A 21,484-nucleotide genomic window follows, 5' to 3' on the forward strand; every position below is an offset into this window, starting at 1 on the left:
ACGCATCGCTGAACTCGAAGTTCGCGCACAGGATCAGGCTGTGGTCCCTGGCTGGGCGGGCCACAGCCGACCCGGAAATGGGTCGTCGCGCTGCGGTGTCAGCTACAGGCGCCGCGTCGTCCGGTGCAGGAGCTGGGCCCCGACATGACTTTCGAGAGCGGCAATGGCTCGCGTCACGGCAGCCGGCGAGCGGCCCAGGCGCCGACCCGCGCGCGCGAGGCTGCCCTCGTCCAGAGCGGCGACGAACACCCGCATCGCGTCGAGACGATCGATCATTGTTCCGCCTCGCGAAACCTAGCCTCCCGTACACTAGGCGTTCTGCTCCCGCATTCGATGCCTTAACTTTCGGCAACTAGCTAGAGGCGAGGAGGGTGACCGTGACTAGTTCCGTCGGCATCCCGGTTACTCATTACCGTACTGTCAAGGTCGAGGACGTGGGCGTCTTCTATCGGGAGGCGGGCCCTGCGGACGCGCCGGTCGTGCTGCTGCTGCACGGTTTCCCGACCTTGCCGTGAACCACGGCGCACCCTGACGGATCTCGGGGGCCATTTGCGTCCTTCCGCTCGGCTGGGCGACGCTCGCATCGCGGGATCGGCTATCCGCACGCTGATCGATGTCGCCCGGCGTGGACTTCGTACGCTGAGTGGCTGACCGCTGTCGAGGTCAAGCTGGACGTTCATGCGTCCCGGCGATCGGCATAGACTGGCCGGGACGATCGGTCCGAGGAGATCCTCATCATGGGAACGATCAAGGTCGCCGACGGGACCGAAATCTACTTCAAGGACTGGGGAGCAGGACCGCCCGTCGTGTTCAGCCACGGCTGGCCTCTCAGCGCGGACGCCTTCGAGGACCAGATGTTTTTTCTGGCCTCGCGAGGCTACCGTTGCATCGCCCACGACCGCCGCGGCCATGGCCGGTCGAGCCAGCCCTGGACCGGAAACGATCTCGATACCTACGCCGACGACCTCGCCGCGCTGGTTCAAGCGCTGGACCTGAAGGACGTGGTCCATGTCGGCCATTCCACCGGGGGCGGGGAGGTCGCCCGCTACATTGGGCGCCATGGGACCGAGCGCGTGTCGAAGGCGGTCCTCATCGGCGCCATTCCGCCCTTGATGCTGAAGACGGCGACCAATCCCGTAGGGACTCCGATCGAGGTGTTCGATCAGCTCCGGGCGGGCGTGCAGGCGGACCGGTCCCAATTCTGGAAAGACCTGAGCCTGCCCTTCTACGGATACAATCGGGCCGGCGCGACGATTTCGGAAGGCGTGCGCGAGTCGTTCTGGCTGCAGGGCATGATGGCAGGCTTCCCCGCATCGTACTTCTGCATCGAAGCCTTCTCGGAAACGGATCTGACCGAGGATCTCGGCCGGTTCGACATACCGACGCTGGTCCTCCACGGCGACGACGACCAGATCGTGCCAATCGCCGCCTCGGCCCTGCAATCGTCGAAGAGGATCAAGGATGCCACCCTCAAGGTCTACCAGGGCGCGCCGCACGGCATGTGCACCACGCTCAAGGACAGGGTCAACGAGGACCTGCTGTCGTTCCTGAACCCGTAGACGCCTGCACGATGCGGACGACATGGAGGCGGCCGGCAAACCCGGCCTGAAGGGAGAACGAGATGTCTGTCGCATCCCGGCATTCGCTCTCGCGCCGCGGGTTCTGCATCTGCGGCATGACCGCTTCCGGCCGTGCGGCGAGCGACGAAAGGCCGACGCCGGACCGAGTCTTCGCCGAGGCGCGCGGCATCGTCGATCTCATCAAATCCGAGGCCGCCAAGACGCCGATCACGGTTCACAAGCTTCGCGGCGGCATCTTCGCCCTGGAGGGTTCGGGCGGCAACATAGCCGTTCTGACCGGCTCCGACGGCAAGCTGCTGGTGGATGCAGGCATCGGCGTCTCGCGGCCCCAGGTCGCCACGACGCTGGCAACCCTGGGTCCCGATCCGATCACGCGGCTGATCAATACGCACTGGCACTTCGATCACGCCGACGGCAACGAATGGCTGCAGGCGGAAGGCGCCCGCATCCTCGCGCACGAGAACACCCGCAAGCATCTCGCCATGGCCCAGCGGGTCGAGGACTGGAACTTCGACTTCCCGCCTGCCGCCGCGTCGGCGCTTCCCGTCGAGGTGTTCGCGACCGAGCGGAAGTTGACGGCGAACGGCGCCACCGTCGCTCTGAACTACTACGGCCCGGCCCACACCGACAGCGACATCTCGATTCATTTCGAGGAAGCCGACGTCCTGCACACCGGCGACACGTTCTGGAACGGGGCCTACCCGTTCATCGACTACTCCACCGGTGGCAGCATCGACGGATCGATCCAGGCCGCCGAGGCGAACTTGGAGATCGCGACCGACGACACGGTGGTCGTCCCCGGCCACGGCCATCCGGTCAGCGACCGGTCCGAGCTTCGGGAGTTCCGCGATATGCTGGTCGCCGTTCGTACAAACGTCGCGACCCTGAAGCGGCAAGGACGATCGCTGGACGAGATCGTCGCGGCCAGACCTACGGCGGCCTACGACGCCAAGTGGGGCAATTTCGTCATCGATCCCGCGTTCTTCACCAAGCTGGTCCACGAGGGCTGCTAGCCCTTCGGGCCAGCGCTCGATCCCCGTCCGGCACAACCACGGTCCAACAGGGAGAAGTGCGATGTCGCGCCCCCGCTACCGCCGTTCACGCAGGAGAGTGCCATCGAGAAGGTCAGGCTCGCGGAGGACGGCTGGAACAGCCGCGATCCCGCGAAGGTGGCGCTGGCCTACACGCCGGACACGCGCTGGCGGAACAGGGTCGAGTTCCTGGTCGGGCGCGAGGAGGTCGAGGCGTTCCTGACACGGAAGTGGGCGAAGGAACTCGATTACCGGCTGATCAAGGAACTCTGGACCTTCGCAGGCAACCGGATCGCGGTCCGCTACGCCTACGAGTACCATGACGACAGTGGCAACTGGTTCCGGACCTACGGCAACGAGAACTGGGAGTTCGCCGAGGACGGCCTCATGCGAGCACGGCACGCCAGCATCAACGAGCATCCGATCACACCGACCGACCGCAAGTTCCACTGGCCGCTCGGGCGGCGCCCCGACGCCCATCTTGGCTTGAGCGACTTCGGGTTTTAACGCATCCCAGTCTCAAGCCATTCCTGGATGCTTCAGGAAGTCATGCGACAGGCGTCTCGGCCCGTTTCCGACATGGGCTTGCTGCCCTCGAAGGTGGCTGCATGATCAACGGAATCCACCCAGCGAACGATTTCGGTTCGCCTTCCGGCCTGTCGCCCGGCCGAACCGGCGACACGTCGCAGGCAGAGGCTCGCCGATTCCGGCACGGAAACCACGAGGTCGTCGTCCTCAGCGACGGACATCTGGTGCTGCCCACCTCGCTTCTTGCCCCGGAGGTGCCGGTGCGCGAGCGGGCGGCGGCGCTGGAGGCGGCCGCCATTGTCTCCGGGAACTACCAGCCGGCAGCGAACATAGCGCTGATCCGGAGCGGCGCCCACCTGATCCTGTTCGACACCGGCGGCGTCGGCTTCCAGGCAGATCTTGGCCGGCTCTCGCACCATCTTCTGTCGACAGGCATCGACGCAGCCAGCATCACGAAGGTGATCTTCACTCATGGACACCCGGATCACATCTGGGGGACCGTGCTGGCCGACGGAACGCTACGCTTCCCGAACGCCACCTACTACTCCGGTGCGGCCGAGTGGGATTTCTGGAACGGCGAGGACGTCTGGACGAAGCTGCCGAGCGCGCAACACCCGTTTGCAACGGGAGCCCGACGCCAGTATGCGGCCATACGCGACCGGGTGACCATGATCCGTCCAGGTGACGAGGTCGTCTCGGGGATCCAAGCTATCGCGACACCGGGCCATACTCCGGGGCATCTCTCCTTCGAGGTTGCGGGAGGCGACGGACTGATCATCGTCGGAGATGTCGTGACGACCCCTTCCATCTTCTTCCCGCATCCGGCATGGACTTTCGGGTTCGACGCCGACGACGATCAGGCCATCGCAAGCCGCAGGCGCCTGCTGGATCGCGCGGCGAGCGAACACACGAAGCTGCTCGGCTACCACTGGCCCTACCCCGGTGTGGGTCACGCCGAGCGTGACGGCCCCGGCTACCGCTATGTCCCGGTGCACCATGAGCCGCCGGTGCCCGGAAGTGAGTGCCGCAGGGCGCCGCGTCCGGCTTCCGAGAGCCGGCCACTAGGCCGCGGAGTGCGTCGCACGTAGCCGTGGCGCTCGAAGGCCGCGGCGGCAGGATGACCCCTGATCGGAGGTCGGGCAGGCCACGATGTCTGCGAGCCGCAGCCCTTGATCGATCCGTTTGTATGGGGCCTTGGCCCACCTTGCGATATACGGCCGTATGAATCCGTAGACTCAAGTCTCATCCATAGCAACAAAGGTCGGATATCTCTGCGGCAGGCCAACTCCTATCAATTTCGACGAGGATGAAAGAGCCGCGTCGCAGCAGATACTGCATCTGCACGATCTCAGCCTATCGACCAACCCGGTCATGCATCCTCGAACCGATATGGGAGTTCAGGCCATGTACTGGGCAAGACTTGGTCCCGGCGGCGGATGCGAAGCACGAGCCGTCGAGATGTTCCGGGCACAATATGCCGCCCTTGGCGAGCCACGGGATATGATGTTGGTCATCGACCGGCGAGACCGGCGCCAGCAGCTCTTCATTGGGGTTCCGAACCCGGCGCTGTTCGTGGCGTACCGGTGCGTCGAGCGCTGCCTGGGATCGGACGTGCCGGATGCCTCGGAACTGGTGGTCGGCCGCCTCGCCGTGTTCCAAGCGGTACTCCGAGGTCGCGGCTGACGCGTGCGGGGTCTCGGCTTGCGATTGTCACTTATGCGCCGCAGCGGCTGAAGAAGCGGCGTTGCGTCTTCCTATGAACAGTGACTCCGGAGTTGCGAAGGACGATCCTGATGAGCGCGATGTTCCATGAGGACGCTCCGCGATGTATCGCAGCTTCCCGAGATGCTTCCGGCGCCTATCCTGCATCGTACTCGGCGTTTTCGCTGCGGGCTCTTTCACACCGGGCCTCGCGAGCGGTTCCGAAGCACGGCTCTCGCTGCCTCGCTTCGTCCAATCGGATATTGGCATCCCAGGCGTCACCCTCGACGAGCGGGGCATAACAGTCACGTCGGCGGACGAGGTGGTGAAGTTCCGGATCGGAGGCCGCCTGCAGCTCGATCCCGCCTTCGGCGGCACCAGCCCACGGATCCCCAACGGGTTCGGATCGAACATCGAGGTCCGGCGCGCCTGGATCGAGACCTACCTGACGATCGACAACGCGATCGAGCTCGCCTTCCAGTACGACGTGAACACCGACCGGACGCCGATCCAGGATGCGGCCGCCGCCTATCGCGGCGTCGAGGGGCTCGTCGTCTCCTTCGGCAACTACAAGGAGCCGTTCAGCCTCCAACAGCTGATCAGCGACAACAACACCACCTTCGTCGAGCGTGCTTTGCCGGATGCTCTCGTGCCGGCCCGCAACACCGGTTTCTCGAGCGCAACCTATGGTAGTCGCTGGACGCTGACGGGCGGCGTGTTCGGTGGCAACATTAACACCGGCGTCGAGCTCGGCGGCATCGCCGGAACGGTGCGCGCCACCTACGCCCCGATCCTGAGCGAGACCGAGGTACTGCATCTCGGCATCGCCGGCAGCTTCCGCTCCTACGACCAGAACGACCGCAGCCTCGCCTTCTCCTCCAAGCCGGAGGCGTTCGTCTTCCAGACCAGCCTCATCAACACCGGCCCCATCCGGAACGCGGCTGATCTCGCCCGCCTCGGTATCGAGGCGGCCTACCAGAACGGCCCGTTCCGCGTGCAGGGCGAGTACATCCTCGCCCGGGTTGGGCGCGACGGTCTGCTGCCGGGTGCCACCTTCGAAGGAGGTTATGTCGAGGGGGCCTGGGTCATCAACGGCAAGGGCCGGCCCTATCAGCTGAAGACCAACTACGGAGCCGATCTCGCAATCTTCAAGGGCGTACAGGTCGGTGAGGAGCAGCGGCTGACCCGGGGCGGCATCGGCGTATTCGAGCTCGCCGGCCGCTTCAGCTTCCTCGACCTCAAGGACGGCGGGATTCGGGGTGGCGTCGAGCGCAACTGGACGGCGGGTCTGAACTGGTACCCTGACAGGAACATTCGCTTGATGGCCAACTACATTTACGCGAGTGCGAAGGGCTCACCCGCCGTCGACCGCAGGGACATCGAGGCGGACATCGCCGAGTTTCGGCTGCAGCTCTATTGGTAGTCCCGGAAGAGCGAGGTCGCTTTCCCAGCGCCTCGAGCGCGACGGGCTTGCCGGTCTCGATACGCGCCGCGGTCGCCTTGCGGAGCGATGCGTGACGGCGACGCGATCGCGTGGAACCCGGTCGGTGCCAGATGCGCGACGCTCTCGCGCTCGAGCCAGAGCTGCGCTGCTGCGTGCATGTACCGCTGGGCCGTCCGGACCAAGAAGCCCATCTCAGCCCGAACCCACCTCAGAAAGAGGCCGTGCTCGGCCCTCGCCTTAACGGCGAGGAGATCCCGACCGGTGGACAGGACGTCCGTCTCCAAGCTCCCCCTGTACCGCTCCACGGCTGCCATGACCTCCTTAGCGGCCGCATCATTATCTGCTCGTAGTCGAAATAATCGCCAGGTGCGGCATCGATTTTCCTCAGCAGTTCCATGTCTCGTCTCCTGCCGACCAAACTCCGACACTTTACTGGCAACCTGCCGAGTCGTACCGTGCCAAGTAATATTTGATTTCGCCGAGAAATTGTGGCGGCCATGTGGGGCGGTAGAGAGGGTGGGTCGATGAAGCAGACGTCCCTATCGTCGGCTGTGTTCGCGGCGGCGTGTGTCGTCGCCTTGTTGCCTGTCGCGGCGGGAAGCGCCGACGACGACGGCTCTCCGATCTTCGGCGTCAAGCTTCCGGCGGGATATCGCGACTGGCAGCTGATCAGCGTGGCCCACGAAGCCGGCAATCTCAACGATCTGCGCGCCATTCTCGGTAACGAGATCGCGGTCAAAGCCTACCGGGAGGGGACGCGTCCTTTCCCGGACGGTGCGATCATCGCAAGGTTGGCCTGGAAGTATGTGGCGTCGGACGAGAACAACGCGATCTTCGGCCAAGTCCAGTCGTTCGTTCCCGGACCTGCCACGAACATCCAGTTCAGCGTCAAGGACTCGAAGAAGTACGCCGAGACGGGCGGTTGGGGCTACGGCCAGTTCGAGGATGGCAAGCCGAACCGCAGCGAGGCACTAATGAACACCTGCTTCCCCTGTCATGCCCGCGTGAACAAGCCGGACGATTTCGTCTTCACGCGTTACGCACCCTGAGGCACCGGCGGCAGATCGAACAAGCGCTGCGAATGCCTGCAGGACGCGTTGCCGATGCCGGAAACGAAGACCCGACATCGGCCAGTCTGTCCCTGGAGAACGGGCGGGAACGAGCGGGGACGGCTGAGCATGCTCGGCCGCCTCCGATCGAAGCCGCAGGATGCGTCGACCATCAGTAGGCCGGCACGTCGAAGTGGGCGCCCCACACGTTGATCTGGCGGGTGGGCGCAGAGACAGACGCGGAGGGCTGAGCTACCGAGACGTTGCCGTTCACGGAGCTATAGGCGCGGGGCACGCTGCGGGCCACCGGAACCAGATTGTCGTAGGAGGACGGCGCACCGATGGCAGGGCCACTGACGGGAGCGTTCGGGACCTCGAAGCGGGCTCCCCAGGCGTTGATCGTGTGGGTGCCTTCGGCGAGAGCCGGACCGGCGGTGCCGGCGAGCAGGGCGAGAGCGAAAACGAGATTGCGGGTCATGGTAGATCTCCATCGAGTTGGCGGCGCCAAGGCCGGTCGCCGATGGAGATGAATTTATAGATCTGCCCCACATCCGTAACTTGTACGTCCGGCTTTATTTGGAGTACTTGGGTGCGACGAGATCATACAAAGGTTTTTTCCCGTCGGCCGGCAGCCTATCACCAGCTGAGCTATCCCGTGTCCCCGAAGGCCGCCGACCCCGAAATGACGTCCGGCTATCCATCCGAACTCCTTCCCTGCATCGCCGGCACGACGGCGACCGCAACTGGCATGTGGGACCGGATTGCCATATGCGCCTGCTCCCATGACGATCGTCACCCTCGACCGCCTCATTCCCGGGTCTCTCGTGCCCTTCGGTGGCACACGTGCAGCCGTGATCACGCCGGAGCTCGCGGAGCGCTTCCGGAAAGGAGATCACCTGCTCGTTCTACAGGAGACCGGCAATCTCCTGCATATCCCAGCGGCTCAGATGGCCCTGGCGACCACCGCAGTGGATCGGGCCCACGCCGCCTTTCGGGCAATGTCGGCCGTCCCGGATCAGGCGATCGACCGGTTCTTCGACCGCTTCGCCGCGTTCCTGGAGGATTCTTCGATCTGGAGCGTGATTGCAGAGGCCAACCGGCTCGACGCGGAGCGCGCGCAGAGCAGCGGCCGCTCGATTACGCGCCTCGTCGCAACCGAGCGGATGCGGCAGGACATGATCGCTGGCCTGCGCGCGTGGCGAGATCTTGGGACGACGCGCGGCTGCGTCGTGGAACGCATCGTTCATCCCGGATGGACGATCGAGCAGGTAGCTGCGCCGCTCGGTGTGGTCGGCTTCGTCTTCGAGGGACGTCCGAACGTCCTCTCCGATGCAGCCGGGGTCCTGCGCACCGGCAACACGGCCGTCTTCCGCATCGGCAGCGACGCGCTCGGCACGGCGCAGGCCATCATGCGGCATGCCCTCGCTCCGGCTCTGCTGGAGGCCGGACTTCCGCCCGGAGCCATCTCCCTCGTCGAGAGTCCCGAGCGCTCGGCTGGCTGGGCGCTCTTCGCGGATCGGCGCCTCTCCCTGGCGGTGGCGCGCGGTTCGGGACAGGCCGTAGCCCAGCTCGGAAGTGTCGCCCGGCAGGCCGGAACCGCCGTCAGCCTGCATGGGACGGGCGGAGCGTGGATGGTGGCGGACCACGATGCGGATCCGGAGCGCTTCGCCGCGGCGGTCGAGGCCTCGCTGGACCGGAAGGTCTGCAACACCCTGAACGTCTGCTGCATCCATCGGGCGCGGGTGTCCGATCTCGTGCCGGTCTTTCTGGCGGCGCTGGAGGCTGCCGGGCGATCTCGGGGCACGGCTGCAAGCTCCACGTAGTGGCCGGTGACGAGGCCGTTCTACCGTCCGCGTGGCAGGCCGCCACCGTCTGGGTTCGGCGGGCCGAGGGCGAACGCGTCGAGCCGCTGACGGAAATCCAGCCGGAGCATGATCTCGGCCGCGAATGGGAGTGGGAGGACACGCCCGAGGTCAGCCTGAAGATCGTGGACGATCTCGATCATGCAGTAGCGCTGTTCAACCGCTACAGCCCGCAATTCGTGGCCTCGCTGATCAGCCGGCATCCGGCGGCATATCGGCGCTTCTACGACACGGTGAACGCGCCCTTCGTAGGCGACGGATTCACTCGCTGGGTGGATGGGCAGTACGCCCTGAACCAACCCGAGCTCGGTCTCTCCAACTGGGAGAACGGCCGTCTGCTCGCCCGCAGCGCCATCCTGTCGGGCGGCGGCGTCTTCACGGTGCGCAGCCGCGTCACGCAAGCCGACCCACGGCTGCGGCGGTGACCTGATTTACCACCAGCAGATCCGGAGAGCGGTGCGGCGTCATCCGGTCGAAGTCGGCCCTCAAACGGGAGGCGGCGAAATCCATGAAGGCCCGGACCTTGGCGAGCGCCAGCCGCTCGGACGAGGTGACCAGATGCACGGGCACGGGCGGAGGCTCGCTTTCCGGGAGCAGAACGACCAAGCTGCCGCCCGCGACCTCATGCTGGATCTTGTAGGAGAACATCCTGACGATACCCTCGCCGTCGATGGCCGCACTGACGGCAGCCTCGTCGGTGTTGACCATGAGGCGGGGCTTGATCCGAACCGTCCGCGCGATCCGGCCCCCGACAGCGGGCGGGAAGCTCCAGATATCGGTGGGGCTCGTGGGTTCGATCCCGATGCAGTCGTGCCGGGCCAGATCGGACAGGGACTCGATCTTCGGCCGGCATTCCAGATACTTCGGCGACGCGCAAAGGACACGGCGCACCTCGCCGATGCGGACCGCAATCAAGCTGGAGTCTTGGAGCGGAGCGATCCGGAGTGCGACGTCGATGCCCTCGTCGATGAAATTCGTCATCCGGTTCAGCAGCAGGAAGCGGACCTGCACCGCGGGATGCATCCTCAAGAACTCGCCCACGATCGGGCGCAGCACCCGTGTCCCGAACATCACCGGAGCGGTGACCGTCAGGACGCCGCGCGGGGCGGCCTTGTCTCCCGCCATCGAGAGGTCGGCTTCCTCCAGGTCCGTGAGGACGCGGCGGCAGACGGCGGCGTACCGCTCGCCGGCCTCGGTCAACTGCAGGCGCCGCGTCGTCCGGTGCAGGAGCTGGGCCCCGACATGACTTTCGAGAGCGGCAATGGCTCGCGTCACGGCAGCCGGCGAGCGGCCCAGGCGCCGACCCGCGCGCGCGAGGCTGCCCTCGTCCAGAGCGGCGACGAACACCCGCATCGCGTCGAGACGATCGATCATTGTTCCGCCTCGCGAAACCTAGCCTCCCGTACACTAGGCGTTCTGCTCCCGCATTCGATGCCTTAACTTTCGGCAACTAGCTAGAGGCGAGGAGGGTGACCGTGACTAGTTCCGTCGGCATCCCGGTTACTCATTACCGTACTGTCAAGGTCGAGGACGTGGGCGTCTTCTATCGGGAGGCGGGCCCTGCGGACGCGCCGGTCGTGCTGCTGCTGCACGGTTTCCCGACCTCGTCGCACATGTTCCGCAACCTCATCCCTCTCCTGGCCGACCGGTACCGTGTCATCGCGCCCGACTATCCGGGCTTCGGCCAGAGCGATGCTCCCGACCACAGGAGCTTCGCCTACACCTTCGCGCACTATGCAGAGATCGTGGATGGCCTTCTCACCCAGCTCAGGGTTGAGCGCTACGCGATGTACGTGATGGATTACGGTGCTCCGGTCGGCTACCGGCTGGCACTGAAGCATCCCGAACGCGTCAGCGCGCTCGTCATCCAGAACGGCAACGCCTACGAGGAGGGGTTGAAGGCGTTCTGGGATCCGATCAAGGCGTACTGGCGCGAGGACACGCCGGAGCGGCGCGAAGCCCTGGGCTTCCTCGTCCAGCCGGAGACGACGAAGTTCCAGTACGTCGACGGCGTGTCCGACGTCTCCCGGATCGATCCGGACAACTGGCTGCACGACCAGGTGCTGCTCGATCGGCCGGGCAACAGGGACATACAGCTCGACCTGTTCCGCGACTACGGCAGCAACGTGCCGCTCTACCCGCAATTCCAGGCCTTCTTCCGCGAGCGCAGGCCGCCGACCCTGATCGTCTGGGGCGAGAACGACACGATCTTCCCGGCCGATGGCGCGCATCCCTACCTGCGCGATCTGCCCGATGCCGAGTTGCACCTGTTCGACACCGGCCACTTCGCGCTCGAAGACAAGCTCGACGAGATCGCACCGTTGATCAGAGCTTTCCTCGATCGGTCTGTCGGCAGTCGTTGATGGCCATCGAGCAGACGAAGCCCCATACGTTCGTATGAGTCCGGCATATCGATGCTGTAATCATGCACACGAGCGTCTGAATTCAGAAGCCAACCCTGCACGATAGATTTCAGTCCATCGACAGGCCGCACGATGCGGCCTGAGCCCGATGGAGAAAATTGCCATGACCCGCACTCTGTTGATCGCCGCCGCGTTCGCCGCCATGACGGGCTCGGCCCTGGCTGCGGAAACGGGAACCATCAATGCCTGGGGAGCCCGCTTCGATGTCCCCGCCGGGCAGGCCCCCGTTGGCACCCTTGCATCCGGCGCCGATCGTGCCGTCGGGAGCTACGTCGCTCCAATCCAGTGGAGCAGCAGCCGGCGCGCCACGGAGACCGCGTCGCTCGCCTACCGCTACTCCGGCCAGCATGCCGGTGGTCCCGCCGACGCTCTGATCCCTGGCGGCACGCCGCGGCCCGTCGAACACCACGCCGGCGCGCCGGCCTACCGGTACTCGGGTCAGCACGCAGGCGGGCCGGCGGACGCGCTGATCCCTGACGGTTCGCCCAAGCCGGTCGAGAAACAGTGGCGCGCTCCGGCCTACCGCTACGCCGGCTCCCACGCGGGCGGCCCGGCCAACGATCTACCGCGCGACTGACGATGCTCGAGCGCGGAGGACCATCACGAGATGAGCGGTCCTCCGCCTAGCTGCTTCAACTCACCGCCAGCTGCCCCGGGCGATCCATGAGAGACCGATCTTCGTCGGAGGCCGATCTGGGGCGGGGAAAGTTCCGGCAGCGTAGCCGGCCGTCCACCTACCTTCATTCTTGGGAGCGTGACACATGGATGCCAATAGACGTGCCTTCCTCGGAGCTGCTGCTATCGGCGTCGGCGGAATGATGGCCGGCAGCGCCGCTGCACTCGACCGCGACAAGGGCAGCCCGGGCGAAGGCGGCTTCGGACGCGCATCCGTCTCGCTACCGCCCGGAGCCGCGGTCGCCTATCACGACCCGAAGGATGTGGGTGATCTGCCGGATTTCCGATACTCGCTCGACGGATCGCGTCCGAAGGTCACTTCCGGCGGCTGGGCCAAGGAGGCGACCGTCCACCAGTTCCCGATCAGCAAAGGCCTTGCCGGCGTCCACATGTTCCTGGAGCCAGGTGCCTCGCGCGAATTGCACTGGCACGCGATCGCGGCCGAGTGGGCCTTCGTCATCGACGGGCGCTGCCAGACCGTGGTCCTCGATCCGTCCGGTGCAAGCGAGATCAACAACTACGAGCCGGGCGACCTGTGGTTCTTCCCCAAGGGTCACGGCCACTCGATCCAGACCATCGGCGACAAGCCCTGCCACTTCATCCTGTCGTTCAACAACGGCGCCTTCTCGGAACATGGCACCTTCTCGATCACCGACTGGATCGACGTGACACCCAAGGACCTGCTCGCTCTCGACTTCGGTCTGCCTAAGGACCTGTTCGACGCGTTCCCGAAAGGCGAGGTCTACATCCAAGCCGGGCCTGTCGTCCCAGTCTCCGATGCCGTGGAGGCGCCGTGGCCCCGCGAGTCCACCCACAAGTTCCGTCTGCTACGCGATCCGAGAGCCGTGCGCGAGTTCGAGGGTGGCACGTTCCGCCTCGCATCGGTCGACGAGTGGCCAATCTCGAAGTCGATGTCGGGGGGCGTGATGACGATCAAGCCCGGCGCCATGCGCAACCTGCACTGGAACGTGAACGCAAACGAGTGGCACTACTACCTGCGCGGCAGAGGGCAGGTCGCGATGTTCGGTTCGGGCGGACGGGGCAAGGTGGCCGAGTTCAAGCCGGGCGATGTCGCCTACATCCCGCAGGGCTTCGGTCATGCGATCCGGAACGTAGGCGACGAGGATCTGGAGATTGTCCAGACCTGGGACGACGGTAAGTTCGAAGAGATCGACCTGAACAAGTGGGTGCAGTCGAGCCCGCGCTATCTGCTGGGCAACAACTTCGCAGGCGTGCCGCAGGAGACAATCCGGAAGCTCGGCCAAGCCTGATCGTGGTCTGCCGATGCCCGCGAGGCGCGATGACCCTGCTAGGCCAAAGCCGGCAGCATTTCGGTTTCGAGCCAGGATTGCCGGGACGAGCGCAGATGCGGAAAGCAAGACGGACCTTCCGCGGATAGCCATCGGCGCCGCGGGAAGTTCCTGCGTCCCTCGCCGGTCGATTGGCCGGATGTCCATAGTCGGCATCGAGCCGGATTGGAGCTGAAAAATGTCGCACCGTTCGCGCGCCCATCTCGCCGTGACTGCCAGCGTTGTCGCCCTCTTCCTCGGATCGCCTGCACGGGCCGACGAACCGGCTCTGATCGCCGAGCAGACGGTCGACACCCTGAACACGCTGTTCGGCAAGCATCCGGGCTTCCGCGCCAACCACGCCAAGGGCGTCGTGGCGGAGGGCAGCTTCACGCCCTCGCCCGAGAGCGCCAAGCTCAGCAAGGCGTCCGTCTTCGCGGGGCCCGCGGTGCCCGTCACCGTCCGCTTCTCGGACGCCACCGGCCTGCCGACCATCCCCGACGGCTCGGTCCAGGCCAACCCGCACGGCATGGCCCTGAAGTTCAAGCTCGCCGACGGCTCGGAGATGGACGTCGTCGTGAACGCGCTGAAGTTCTTCCCCGTCGCCACGGGCGAGGAGTTCCGCGACCTCCTGATCGCCGCCGCCAGGAGCGGGCCCGACGCGCCGCACCCGACGCCGCTGGAGACCTTCGCGAAGAGCCACCCGGCCGCGGCCGCGGCCGGCGGCACGGCCAAGAGCCCGACGAGCTTCGCCCGCCAGACCTACAACGGCGTCAACGCCTTCGTCTTCGTGGACAAGGACGGCAAGCGCCAGCCCTTCCGCTACCGCTTCATGCCCGTGCAGGGCGAGGAGATCCTGAGCGAGGACGAGGCGAAGGCGCGCGCCCCGAACTACCTGACCGAGGAGATCGGCCCGCGCCTCGCCAAGGGGCCCGCCGAGTTCCGGGTGCTCGCCCAGCTCGCGCAGGACGGCGACCCGACGAGCGACGCCACGAAGCCCTGGCCGGACGACCGCCGCACGGTCGATCTCGGCACCCTGACGGTGACGCGCCTCGTGCCCGACAGCGCGAGTGCCGAGAAGGCGCTTCTGTTCATGCCGAACGCGCTGACCGACGGGATCGAGGTGTCCGACGACCCGCTGATCGACGCCCGCGTCCAGGCCTACGCGGTCTCGTTCGGGCGCCGGACGCAGTAGAGCTGACCGGCTTCGCGCGCAGGTGTCAGATCTCGATCGGACCCGTTCCCGCAATCGTCGCATCCATGCCGGCGCTGAGCCTCCGCCGAGTATTCGATCAACTCGTCTGCAAGCCGTGCGCCCTGATGAACCGGGTCAGCTCCAGCTTGCTGTAACGGTCCGCATCGTCCCGCAATGCAGCGCAACGCACAGCAGCCCTACTCACCGCTCCGGCAGAAGTGATTGCCGAACCTGCAACGTCGCGAACCAACGTCGAATTCGGCTCCAGTTCGCTGAAAAAGTCTGCACGGAACAAAACATCCATTCGCCATACCTGAGTATGGTCATACTCAGGTATAGTTGATACTTCATAGCCCAGTTGTCAGATTGTCAAAGCACAGCGCAATCTGTTTGGACGATCTGTACTTCGGCCTGCAGCCGGGTGTTGCAGCGATCCCTGGTACAGACGACCGAAGGAGACGATCATGCTCTATGGGCTCTACTTCATGGCGTGCCTCGTGGCCGGTCCCGTCCACTGCGAGCAGCGGGTTCACATCTTTGACGAGAGCGTGACGACGCCGATGGGCTGCCTCGTGGTCGCCCAACCGCAGATGGCCGATTGGCAGAGCCGCCATCCCGGGTGGCGCGTGGACCGGTGGCGCTGCGGCAAGCCGCCGACCGACGACGGAGCCAGGATATGATCGACGAGATCGCCTCCGTCACCGTTCTCGGCTCCATGATCGAGATCGATGTCAGTCGGCCGGATCGCTCCGAGGCTGTGGTCCTGACGCTCGATGCCGACATGGCTGAGTTCCTGGCTGCCCGCCTGATCCAGGCAGCGTTCGATGTCCGCAAGCACGGGCATCGTGCCCGGCCGCCCGCAACGTGCGGGACCCATCCGTAGGCTCGCAGACGGGCTTCCATCACTCATTCGAGGAGAACCAACATGGGTAGACTTCAAGGACAGGTCGCCGTCGTGACCGGCGCGAACAGCGGAATTGGGCTCGCGACCGCAAGGCGGTTCGCACAGGAAGGCGCACGCGTGTTCATGACGGGAAGACGTCAAGCGGAGCTCGACGCTGATCGGCCCCCATGGGGTGGTCCGGGCTGAAAGTTAGTGCAGAGTTGGCGTTTTCTCTACGAGGTGCTTGTTGGGTTGGTCCAACACAGCCTTCCAAGCGGTCGAGGCTGGTACGAACACCTCTGGGGCTGGCGGCCGATAGCCCAACGCACCGTGGGGTCTGATGGTGTTGTAGTGGCGTCGCCAGTCCTCGATCATGATCTGCGCCTCCTTGAGCGTGTAGAAGATCTCGCCATCCAAGAGTTCGTCACGGACCTGTGCGTTAAAGCTTTCAACATAGCCATTCTCCCATGGCGAGCCCGGTGTGATGTAGGCTGTTTTGCTTCCCGCGGTCGCAATCCAGCTCTGCACAGACTTGGCGACGAACTCCGGGCCATTGTCTGAACGGATGTGAGCGGGCACCCCGCGCAAGCTGAACAGATCGCAGAGCACCGCGACGACGTCGTCCGCCCTGAGCTTGCGCTCAACCCGGATCGCCAGGCACTCCCGGCTGAACTCGTCGATGACGTTGAGCATCCGGAACTTGCGCCCCTCATGAGTTCGCGCCTCGACGAAGTCGTAGGACCAGACGTGGTTGCGGTGCTCAGGCCGCAGCCGGATGCAGGAGCCGTCACTCTCCCACAGCCGCCCGCGCTTGGGCTGCTTGGTCGGCACCTTCAGCCCCTCGCGTCGCCAGATCCGCTCCACCCGCTTGTCGTTGACGAGCCAGCCGGCGGCCTTCAGCAGGGCTCCGATCTTGCGGTAGCCATAGCGCCCATACCGGCGCGCCAACTCGATGAGGTCGGCTGTCAGCGCCGCCTCGTCATCGCGGCCCCGCGGCACCTTGCGCTGTGTCGAGCGATGCTGCCCGAGCGCACGGCAGGCGCGGCGCTCGGAGACGTGCAGGACGTCCATCACGTGCTCGACACAGGCGCGCCGGCGCGCGGGGCTGGTCAGTTTCCCCGAGCCGCCTCCTGCAGGATCAGCTTGTCCAGGGTGAGTTCGGCCACCGCCTTCCGCAGCCGCTGGTTCTCGGTCTCGAGATCCTTCATGCGTCGGACCTGATCCGTCTTCAGGCCCCCGTACTCACGCCGCCAGCGATAGTACGTCACTTCGGTCACGCCGATCGCGCGGACCGCCTCCGCTACGCTGTGACCTTGGCCGACCAGCACGTCCGCCTGCCGCAGCTTGGCAACGATCTCCTCAGGCTTGGGTCGCTTCCTCGACATCGATCCGTCCTCCAGGCTGAAAAGCCATACCAAAGGGCGGACCATTCCGGTGGGGGCGGATCAGATGCACTGGCGGCCAAGGTCGCAAGGATGATGGCACCGCCGAGAGACATGCCGACAGCGTGGGCTAAGCCAAGACCGAGAGCTGCATGCAACAAGGGGGTCAGCAGCGCGAAACCGATCAGAACGGGCCCGACCGATCGAAATGCCCCCACCGGCTTGCGGCCTGACGGCCGAGCTCAAGCAGGAACAGGCAAAGCGCGCCCGGGAAGAGATCCGCAAAGAATGGCTTCACCTTTGTGAGCCCAGCCGGCCCGACAAGGGCACCGATCGCAAGCCCGCCAGCGAGCAGAACAATGCTTTTTGATGAGAGGACTTCGGCAAGAACCGAGGGCTGATCGGCGTTTGGCCTGAAAGGGAATCCTCCGACTGTTAAGGCGCCGCTCTGGCCCACCATAACACTGTGGGTTGCAGCAGCCTGTGCTAGGCGTACCAGGGCGATGGCGACCACGATTGCTGGCACCTCCATCGTTGCGAGAAGCGCTGCAGCGTAACCCTCGTAGGGGATCGCCTGCCGGTCCAGCATCGTGGTGACGGCAGCGAAGGTCACAGCTGAGACCGAACCATAATGAGCCGCAAGGGCGGCAGCGTTCTCGACCGAGAGACCGCCAAAACGGCGCAAAGCCGCGTAGCTCCAGAGCGGGATCAAACAACAAAGGCCGAGGGCACCGACCATTGGGACGACGACCTGAGCAAGATCCGCATCCCGCAACTCCGCACCGCCACGCAGGCCAATTGAGACCATCAAGTACATCGAAAGAGCAGCGAAGACGCCTTCGGGCAGTCGGAGATCAGATCGCGCAATGGCGGCGACAGCGCCAAGGGCGAAGCAAAGGACAGCCGGCGATAGAAGATTCGCTTGGGCGAGTTCAAGAGCTGTCATACTGATCGCTTTCCAATCTGGATTTGACATCGGACAAGGGAGAAGCTGCCCTGGTCCGTCAATGGACCTCTGGACGCACAAGATCTTTCGGCCTCTACTCAGCCAGAACAATATAAAGCTGGCGCCCAACGTAAATAGCAGCAGCCCTATTAAACTCATTGAGAAAATCAATGGACGGCGCGGGCGCCTCTGGTTCGAACGGACCCTTTGTTGAGGAGCCCTTTCCTAGCAGCAGCACCTCGCGAAATGCTCATCGCGAGGCACATCTGTGCTGCTCCAACGAAGCGACAATCGTCAGAGCCAGCAATTCGGCAGCTGGTGAGAGGGAGCCGGGTGCCCGATAGAGTACGATCTCGGTATCGGGCAGCTTTGGCAGATGCAGACGTGTGCTGACCGATATGAGCCCGGCAGGCACCATCTCGGTCGGCAGAACCGTTACACCGAGGCCTGCCTGCACAGCAGCTTGGAGGCCGGCGAGGCTGGGACTGGTGTAGACGATGCGCCATAGACGCTGCGCGACGTCGAGCGCCGACAGAGCTCGTTTCCGGTATACGTCTGGTGCTGGAGCTAAGACCAACGGCACTTTGTCGTGTTCGGTCAAGAGAAGGCGCGGCGATGCTGCCCAATCGAGCACTTCTCGCCAGACCTGAATGCCACCACCAGGACCCTGCGGTTCGCGCTTGAACAAGATTAGATCGTAATGTCCTTTGGAGAAGTCGTCGATCAAGTTGACGGTGTAATCACAGTTGACCTCAAGCGCGACCTGCGGGTGAGATCTGGCAAAGCGAGCTAAAATCTCGGCGAGGTGGGTCGTTGCGAAGTCTTCTGGCGTGCCGAGGCGGACGACACCCGTCACGTCAGGCTCCATGATGCGCGAGCGCGCCTCACTGCCCAGCCGGAGGATCTGACGCGCATAGTTGAGCAGGATCTCTCCTTCCGGCGTCAGCCGAACATCGCGGCCGTCGCGATCGAAGAGACGCTGCCCCAGGCCATCTTCCAGCCGCTTGATCTGAAGCGACACGGTGGACTGCGTCAGTCCCATCCGCCTCGCAGCACGCGTGAAGCTACCGTTATCGACGATTGCCACAAGAGTGCGCAGTAGGTCTAAATCGAAGGGCAGGCGCGGCAGCGGCATCGGATAGTTATCTGATAATCTATGATTCGACACAAGAGCACTGCTGCGGGAGCTCAAAAATTGAGATGCCGCTGAATTCAGATATCCAATGAATCTACAAAGCTAGCTCACGAGCGCATCTTGCTGTTTGTGCATTGGGGTGCGTCAGGCGCCGCGATGGTCTCTCCGAACAGCGCGGCGGAGAAAGGCCGCAGCTCGAACGAGCCTCATGGGACGTCGGTGACCTTCAAACTCGAGAAGGCGAGTTGCTATGCGCTCTTCCCTTGCACATGCCGGGGTGCAGAATGCGCGGAGGTGAGGCAACCTACCTGCCCAGTCGCGCTTTAACGCGGTTGGACCAACCGCAAGTTCGTGCCGCCTCAGGGTCGGAGAACAACAATGAGCTTCTTTCTCTTTCTCGCCTTCGTGGGCCCCTATCTCGCACTCGCCGTGCTCGATCTGCTGCGTATGCGCAAGCCCAAGCCACTCTGACCAAATTCGGATCCGGCCGGAGTCAGCACGACCACTGATCAAACCGGCTGCGCATCTGGCGGGATTGTCTGAGCGGCAAGATCGAGCAGCCGTTGTGCCAGTAGAACGGCTGTCGGTGCATCGGCAGCTGAGGCATCTGCCCCAACCTGAGCGACTAGCTCGGGCTTCGCCAGAAAGACCGGACCACCCACCATGATGCCGATCGCTCTGTTGCGGGAGGCGCGGCGCACATCCTGGATGACGGCGGTCAGTAGGTCCACGTGCGTCTCGCAGCTGAGCGTCAGGCCCGCCACGCCAAACCACTGCAACTGAACGAGCGCAGCAATCTGCTGCGGCTCCAGATCCAAGCCGCTGGTGACCTCCCAGCCGGCTTTGCGCAGGAACTGCTCGACCAGGGCGATGCCAAACCTGTGCTGCTCACCAGGAGCGCCGATCAATAGGACGCGGCGCTGCTCCTCTGTGGCGACCGTGGCACCATCGATCCGGAAGGCCGCCAAAAGTAGCTGAAGGCGAGCCGCTCCTGCGGTCACCTCGATGAAGTCGCAGAGATCCTCTTCCCACAGGCGGCCGAGCAGGGCGGCAGAGGGAGCGAGGAGGTCAAGAAACAGGTCATCGGCTGCGTAGCCGTCAGCCAGCAGCTCTGAGAATGTGCTGAAGGCTGGCAGCGGATCCTGAGCGAGGATGTGCGCGGTGAACTTAGCGACTGTCTCTGTCTCGAGTTTGGGTGCGGGCCTCGGCACCACCTGCTCGAGTGTTGGGTGACGCAGGCGCAACCGAGGGATGATCTCGGTCCGGACCAGGTCGCTCAAGGCAAGGTGCCGCTCGCGCGCCTCTTGAGCGGCGCGCTTTTGCGCGTAGGCTCGGCGAATGTCTGCGGCCTCTGGCGGCTCCGGCGTCAGCAGTCCGGCCAGCCCAGAGGCAGGGAAATCGAGGTTCCGCATCGCCCCCCATCCCGCATTATTGTTGCCGGCAACGCTGCGGCCGGCCGAGCACTGCGCAGCTGTTTTGCGTATGAGAGTTGGGAACAAGCAGCGTGTAAAGTTCGACCTTAGTGGCGTGAGCGCGGCTGTGTGTCGCTCAGCCGCCGGATGCCGCTGCCGAGAACTCAGCTTCGCTCAGATCGCGTGCCCACCGACGCGATAGGAGCCCTTGGCCTCGCGGCCGGCCGAGGAGATCTGGTGAACGGGATTGAGCCACCTAAGCCGGTTTGCGGAAGAGGTAGCTCTCGGAGCGTGAGGTCTGCGCGTCGCCGTCCTCGCTCCGCGGCAGCGGCTCTCGTACAGGGACCGGAACCGGTCGCCCCTCTCGTTTCCGCAGCAGGCGCTCCAAGCGCTGCTGCCAGCCACGGGACCGCTCAGAGTGCGAGAGTTCCAGGCTCTGCTTGGTCCAGAACAGGTCCAGGATCATCAGGACGATCCAAGGTCCACCGATGCCGAGAAAGAACGCCATCGCCTCACCCTCACGTGCCGCACTGCCCGCGCGTCAGCGAGGAAGGATAGAACCCGCTCCTGCTCCCTCAATAGTGCTGCGGCTACGGTCTCGCCGTGAGCGCTCAATGTACGGGTTCTACCGAGGCCATGAGCGACAAGCAGTTCAATGTCTGGCTAGGCAGCACGGTGGGGTTCACGCTGGCCGCCGTTGTCGGCCTGATCGGGGCCGGAGTGCTCGATAGGGTCAATCCGCCGGTGATCCTGCTGATCGCCCTGTTCGTCGCCCTGGCTTCGGCTGCTGGGCAGCTGGGCCTGTTCATCCTGGACCTGATCGAGCGTCAGAGACTCTGAGGAAAACGCCCTGCCGCCCATGTGAGTGGTGAAGCCTAGTGCTCGGTGCCGGGCCGGTTCGGCCGAGGTGCTTCGCCGTGCTGCTGGGTGAAGGCAGAGCGCTACGAGT

The 21,484-nt window shown here is 64.7% G+C and carries 22 protein-coding genes and 5 pseudogenes; 18 read left to right on the forward strand and 9 right to left on the reverse strand.

The window, feature by feature from the left end; all coding sequences use genetic code 11:
• Window positions 1-105 precede the first annotated feature (105 nt).
• Window positions 106-273 (reverse strand): annotated as a pseudogene (locus DK389_RS19575) (helix-turn-helix domain-containing protein); the annotation flags it as partial.
• 98 nt (window positions 274-371) lie between these two features.
• Between DK389_RS19575 and DK389_RS19580 the strand changes: the two are divergent.
• The 7 genes and pseudogenes from DK389_RS19580 to DK389_RS19610 all read left to right on the forward strand — a co-directional run.
• Window positions 372-506 (forward strand): annotated as a pseudogene (locus DK389_RS19580) (alpha/beta hydrolase); the annotation flags it as partial.
• Between the two features lie 231 nt (window positions 507-737).
• Window positions 738-1,559, forward strand: a complete 822-nt coding sequence (locus DK389_RS19585; RefSeq protein ID WP_109892021.1) for an alpha/beta fold hydrolase — start codon at window positions 738-740, stop codon at window positions 1,557-1,559.
• Between the two features lie 62 nt (window positions 1,560-1,621).
• A complete protein-coding gene (locus DK389_RS19590) occupies window positions 1,622-2,593 on the forward strand; it encodes an MBL fold metallo-hydrolase (protein WP_109892023.1) in 972 nt (323 codons plus the stop codon).
• Window positions 2,594-2,662: 69 nt separating this feature from the next.
• A pseudogene (locus tag DK389_RS19595) lies at window positions 2,663-3,118 on the forward strand (nuclear transport factor 2 family protein); the annotation flags it as partial.
• A 101-nt stretch (window positions 3,119-3,219) separates the two neighbouring features.
• Window positions 3,220-4,227, forward strand: coding sequence for an MBL fold metallo-hydrolase (locus DK389_RS19600; protein WP_109892027.1), 1,008 nt, complete (start codon window positions 3,220-3,222; stop codon window positions 4,225-4,227).
• Between the two features lie 415 nt (window positions 4,228-4,642).
• Window positions 4,643-4,822: a hypothetical protein gene (locus DK389_RS19605; RefSeq protein WP_162560723.1), complete on the forward strand. Its 180-nt coding sequence runs from the start codon at window positions 4,643-4,645 to the stop codon at window positions 4,820-4,822.
• Window positions 4,823-5,165: 343 nt separating this feature from the next.
• The gene (locus DK389_RS19610; protein WP_236960187.1) at window positions 5,166-6,263 is read left to right on the forward strand and encodes an OprO/OprP family phosphate-selective porin; all 1,098 of its coding nucleotides are present in this window, start codon (window positions 5,166-5,168) and stop codon (window positions 6,261-6,263) included.
• On the opposite strand, the gene DK389_RS19615 is transcribed toward DK389_RS19610, so the two are convergent.
• A complete protein-coding gene (locus tag DK389_RS19615; protein ID WP_109892033.1) occupies window positions 6,254-6,598 on the reverse strand; it encodes a hypothetical protein in 345 nt (114 codons plus the stop codon). The genes DK389_RS19610 and DK389_RS19615 overlap by 10 nt on opposite strands.
• Before the next feature lie 210 nt (window positions 6,599-6,808).
• On the opposite strand from DK389_RS19615, the gene DK389_RS19620 reads away from it, so the two are divergent.
• A complete protein-coding gene (locus DK389_RS19620) occupies window positions 6,809-7,333 on the forward strand; it encodes a cytochrome P460 family protein (RefSeq protein ID WP_109892035.1) in 525 nt (174 codons plus the stop codon).
• 172 nt (window positions 7,334-7,505) lie between these two features.
• On the opposite strand, the gene DK389_RS19625 is transcribed toward DK389_RS19620, so the two are convergent.
• A complete protein-coding gene (locus tag DK389_RS19625) occupies window positions 7,506-7,811 on the reverse strand; it encodes a hypothetical protein (protein WP_109892037.1) in 306 nt (101 codons plus the stop codon).
• A gap of 304 nt (window positions 7,812-8,115) precedes the next feature.
• Here DK389_RS19625 and DK389_RS19630 point away from each other — a divergent pair, with 304 nt between their 5' ends.
• Together DK389_RS19630 and DK389_RS33615 are read left to right on the forward strand one after the other, a co-directional pair.
• Entirely contained in the window at window positions 8,116-9,156 is a 1,041-nt protein-coding gene (locus DK389_RS19630; protein WP_210206684.1) for an aldehyde dehydrogenase family protein, read from the forward strand.
• On the forward strand, window positions 9,156-9,620 hold the full coding sequence (locus DK389_RS33615) for an aldehyde dehydrogenase family protein (RefSeq protein ID WP_210206686.1): 465 nt from the start codon (window positions 9,156-9,158) through the stop codon (window positions 9,618-9,620). The genes DK389_RS19630 and DK389_RS33615 overlap by 1 nt, the downstream gene beginning before the upstream one ends.
• Here the strand turns inward: DK389_RS33615 and DK389_RS19635 are convergent.
• Window positions 9,589-10,566 (reverse strand): LysR family transcriptional regulator, encoded by a 978-nt coding sequence (locus tag DK389_RS19635; protein WP_109896616.1) that lies wholly within the window; start codon window positions 10,564-10,566, stop codon window positions 9,589-9,591. The genes DK389_RS33615 and DK389_RS19635 overlap by 32 nt on opposite strands.
• Window positions 10,567-10,688: 122 nt before the next feature.
• Here DK389_RS19635 and DK389_RS19640 point away from each other — a divergent pair, with 122 nt between their 5' ends.
• The 7 genes and pseudogenes from DK389_RS19640 to DK389_RS19670 form a co-directional block, all read left to right on the forward strand.
• Complete coding sequence (locus DK389_RS19640) at window positions 10,689-11,558, forward strand: alpha/beta fold hydrolase (RefSeq protein ID WP_236961006.1); 870 nt, start codon at window positions 10,689-10,691, stop codon at window positions 11,556-11,558.
• 163 nt (window positions 11,559-11,721) lie between these two features.
• Complete coding sequence (locus DK389_RS19645; RefSeq protein ID WP_109892041.1) at window positions 11,722-12,195, forward strand: hypothetical protein; 474 nt, start codon at window positions 11,722-11,724, stop codon at window positions 12,193-12,195.
• 184 nt (window positions 12,196-12,379) lie between these two features.
• Entirely contained in the window at window positions 12,380-13,564 is a 1,185-nt protein-coding gene (locus tag DK389_RS19650) for a cupin domain-containing protein (protein WP_109892043.1), read from the forward strand.
• A gap of 217 nt (window positions 13,565-13,781) precedes the next feature.
• Window positions 13,782-14,777: a catalase family peroxidase gene (locus DK389_RS19655; RefSeq protein WP_109892045.1), complete on the forward strand. Its 996-nt coding sequence runs from the start codon at window positions 13,782-13,784 to the stop codon at window positions 14,775-14,777.
• A 464-nt stretch (window positions 14,778-15,241) separates the two neighbouring features.
• Entirely contained in the window at window positions 15,242-15,457 is a 216-nt protein-coding gene (locus tag DK389_RS19660) for a hypothetical protein (protein WP_109892047.1), read from the forward strand.
• Window positions 15,454-15,660: a hypothetical protein gene (locus DK389_RS19665; RefSeq protein ID WP_109892050.1), complete on the forward strand. Its 207-nt coding sequence runs from the start codon at window positions 15,454-15,456 to the stop codon at window positions 15,658-15,660. Before DK389_RS19660 ends, DK389_RS19665 begins: the two co-directional genes overlap by 4 nt.
• A 42-nt stretch (window positions 15,661-15,702) precedes the next feature.
• Window positions 15,703-15,858, forward strand: a pseudogene (locus DK389_RS19670) (SDR family NAD(P)-dependent oxidoreductase); the annotation flags it as partial.
• A gap of 12 nt (window positions 15,859-15,870) precedes the next feature.
• On the opposite strand, the gene DK389_RS19675 reads toward DK389_RS19670, so the two are convergent.
• The 5 genes and pseudogenes from DK389_RS19675 to DK389_RS19700 form a co-directional block, all read right to left on the reverse strand.
• A protein-coding gene (locus tag DK389_RS19675) for an IS3 family transposase (RefSeq protein WP_109892052.1) occupies window positions 15,871-17,045 on the reverse strand; the annotation gives its coding sequence in 2 pieces (ribosomal slippage) (window positions 15,871-16,781 and window positions 16,781-17,045; 1,176 coding nt in all).
• Window positions 16,961-18,147 (reverse strand): annotated as a pseudogene (locus DK389_RS35700) (sodium-dependent bicarbonate transport family permease). Before DK389_RS35700 ends, DK389_RS19675 begins: the two are co-directional and overlap by 85 nt.
• Window positions 18,148-18,238: 91 nt before the next feature.
• Entirely contained in the window at window positions 18,239-19,123 is an 885-nt protein-coding gene (locus DK389_RS19690) for a LysR substrate-binding domain-containing protein (protein ID WP_109892058.1), read from the reverse strand.
• A gap of 509 nt (window positions 19,124-19,632) precedes the next feature.
• On the reverse strand, window positions 19,633-20,535 hold the full coding sequence (locus DK389_RS19695) for a cobalamin B12-binding domain-containing protein (protein WP_109892060.1): 903 nt from the start codon (window positions 20,533-20,535) through the stop codon (window positions 19,633-19,635).
• A gap of 256 nt (window positions 20,536-20,791) precedes the next feature.
• A complete protein-coding gene (locus tag DK389_RS19700) occupies window positions 20,792-21,043 on the reverse strand; it encodes a hypothetical protein (protein WP_109892062.1) in 252 nt (83 codons plus the stop codon).
• Window positions 21,044-21,171: 128 nt separating this feature from the next.
• On the opposite strand from DK389_RS19700, the gene DK389_RS19705 reads away from it, so the two are divergent.
• Window positions 21,172-21,375 carry a hypothetical protein gene (locus tag DK389_RS19705; protein ID WP_109892064.1) on the forward strand — a complete coding sequence of 68 codons (204 nt, stop codon included), beginning with the start codon at window positions 21,172-21,174 and terminating at the stop codon, window positions 21,373-21,375.
• Window positions 21,376-21,484: the final 109 nt, after the last annotated feature.

The sequence above is a fragment of the Methylobacterium durans genome (genome assembly GCF_003173715.1).
Lineage (GTDB): Bacteria > Pseudomonadota > Alphaproteobacteria > Rhizobiales > Beijerinckiaceae > Methylobacterium > Methylobacterium durans.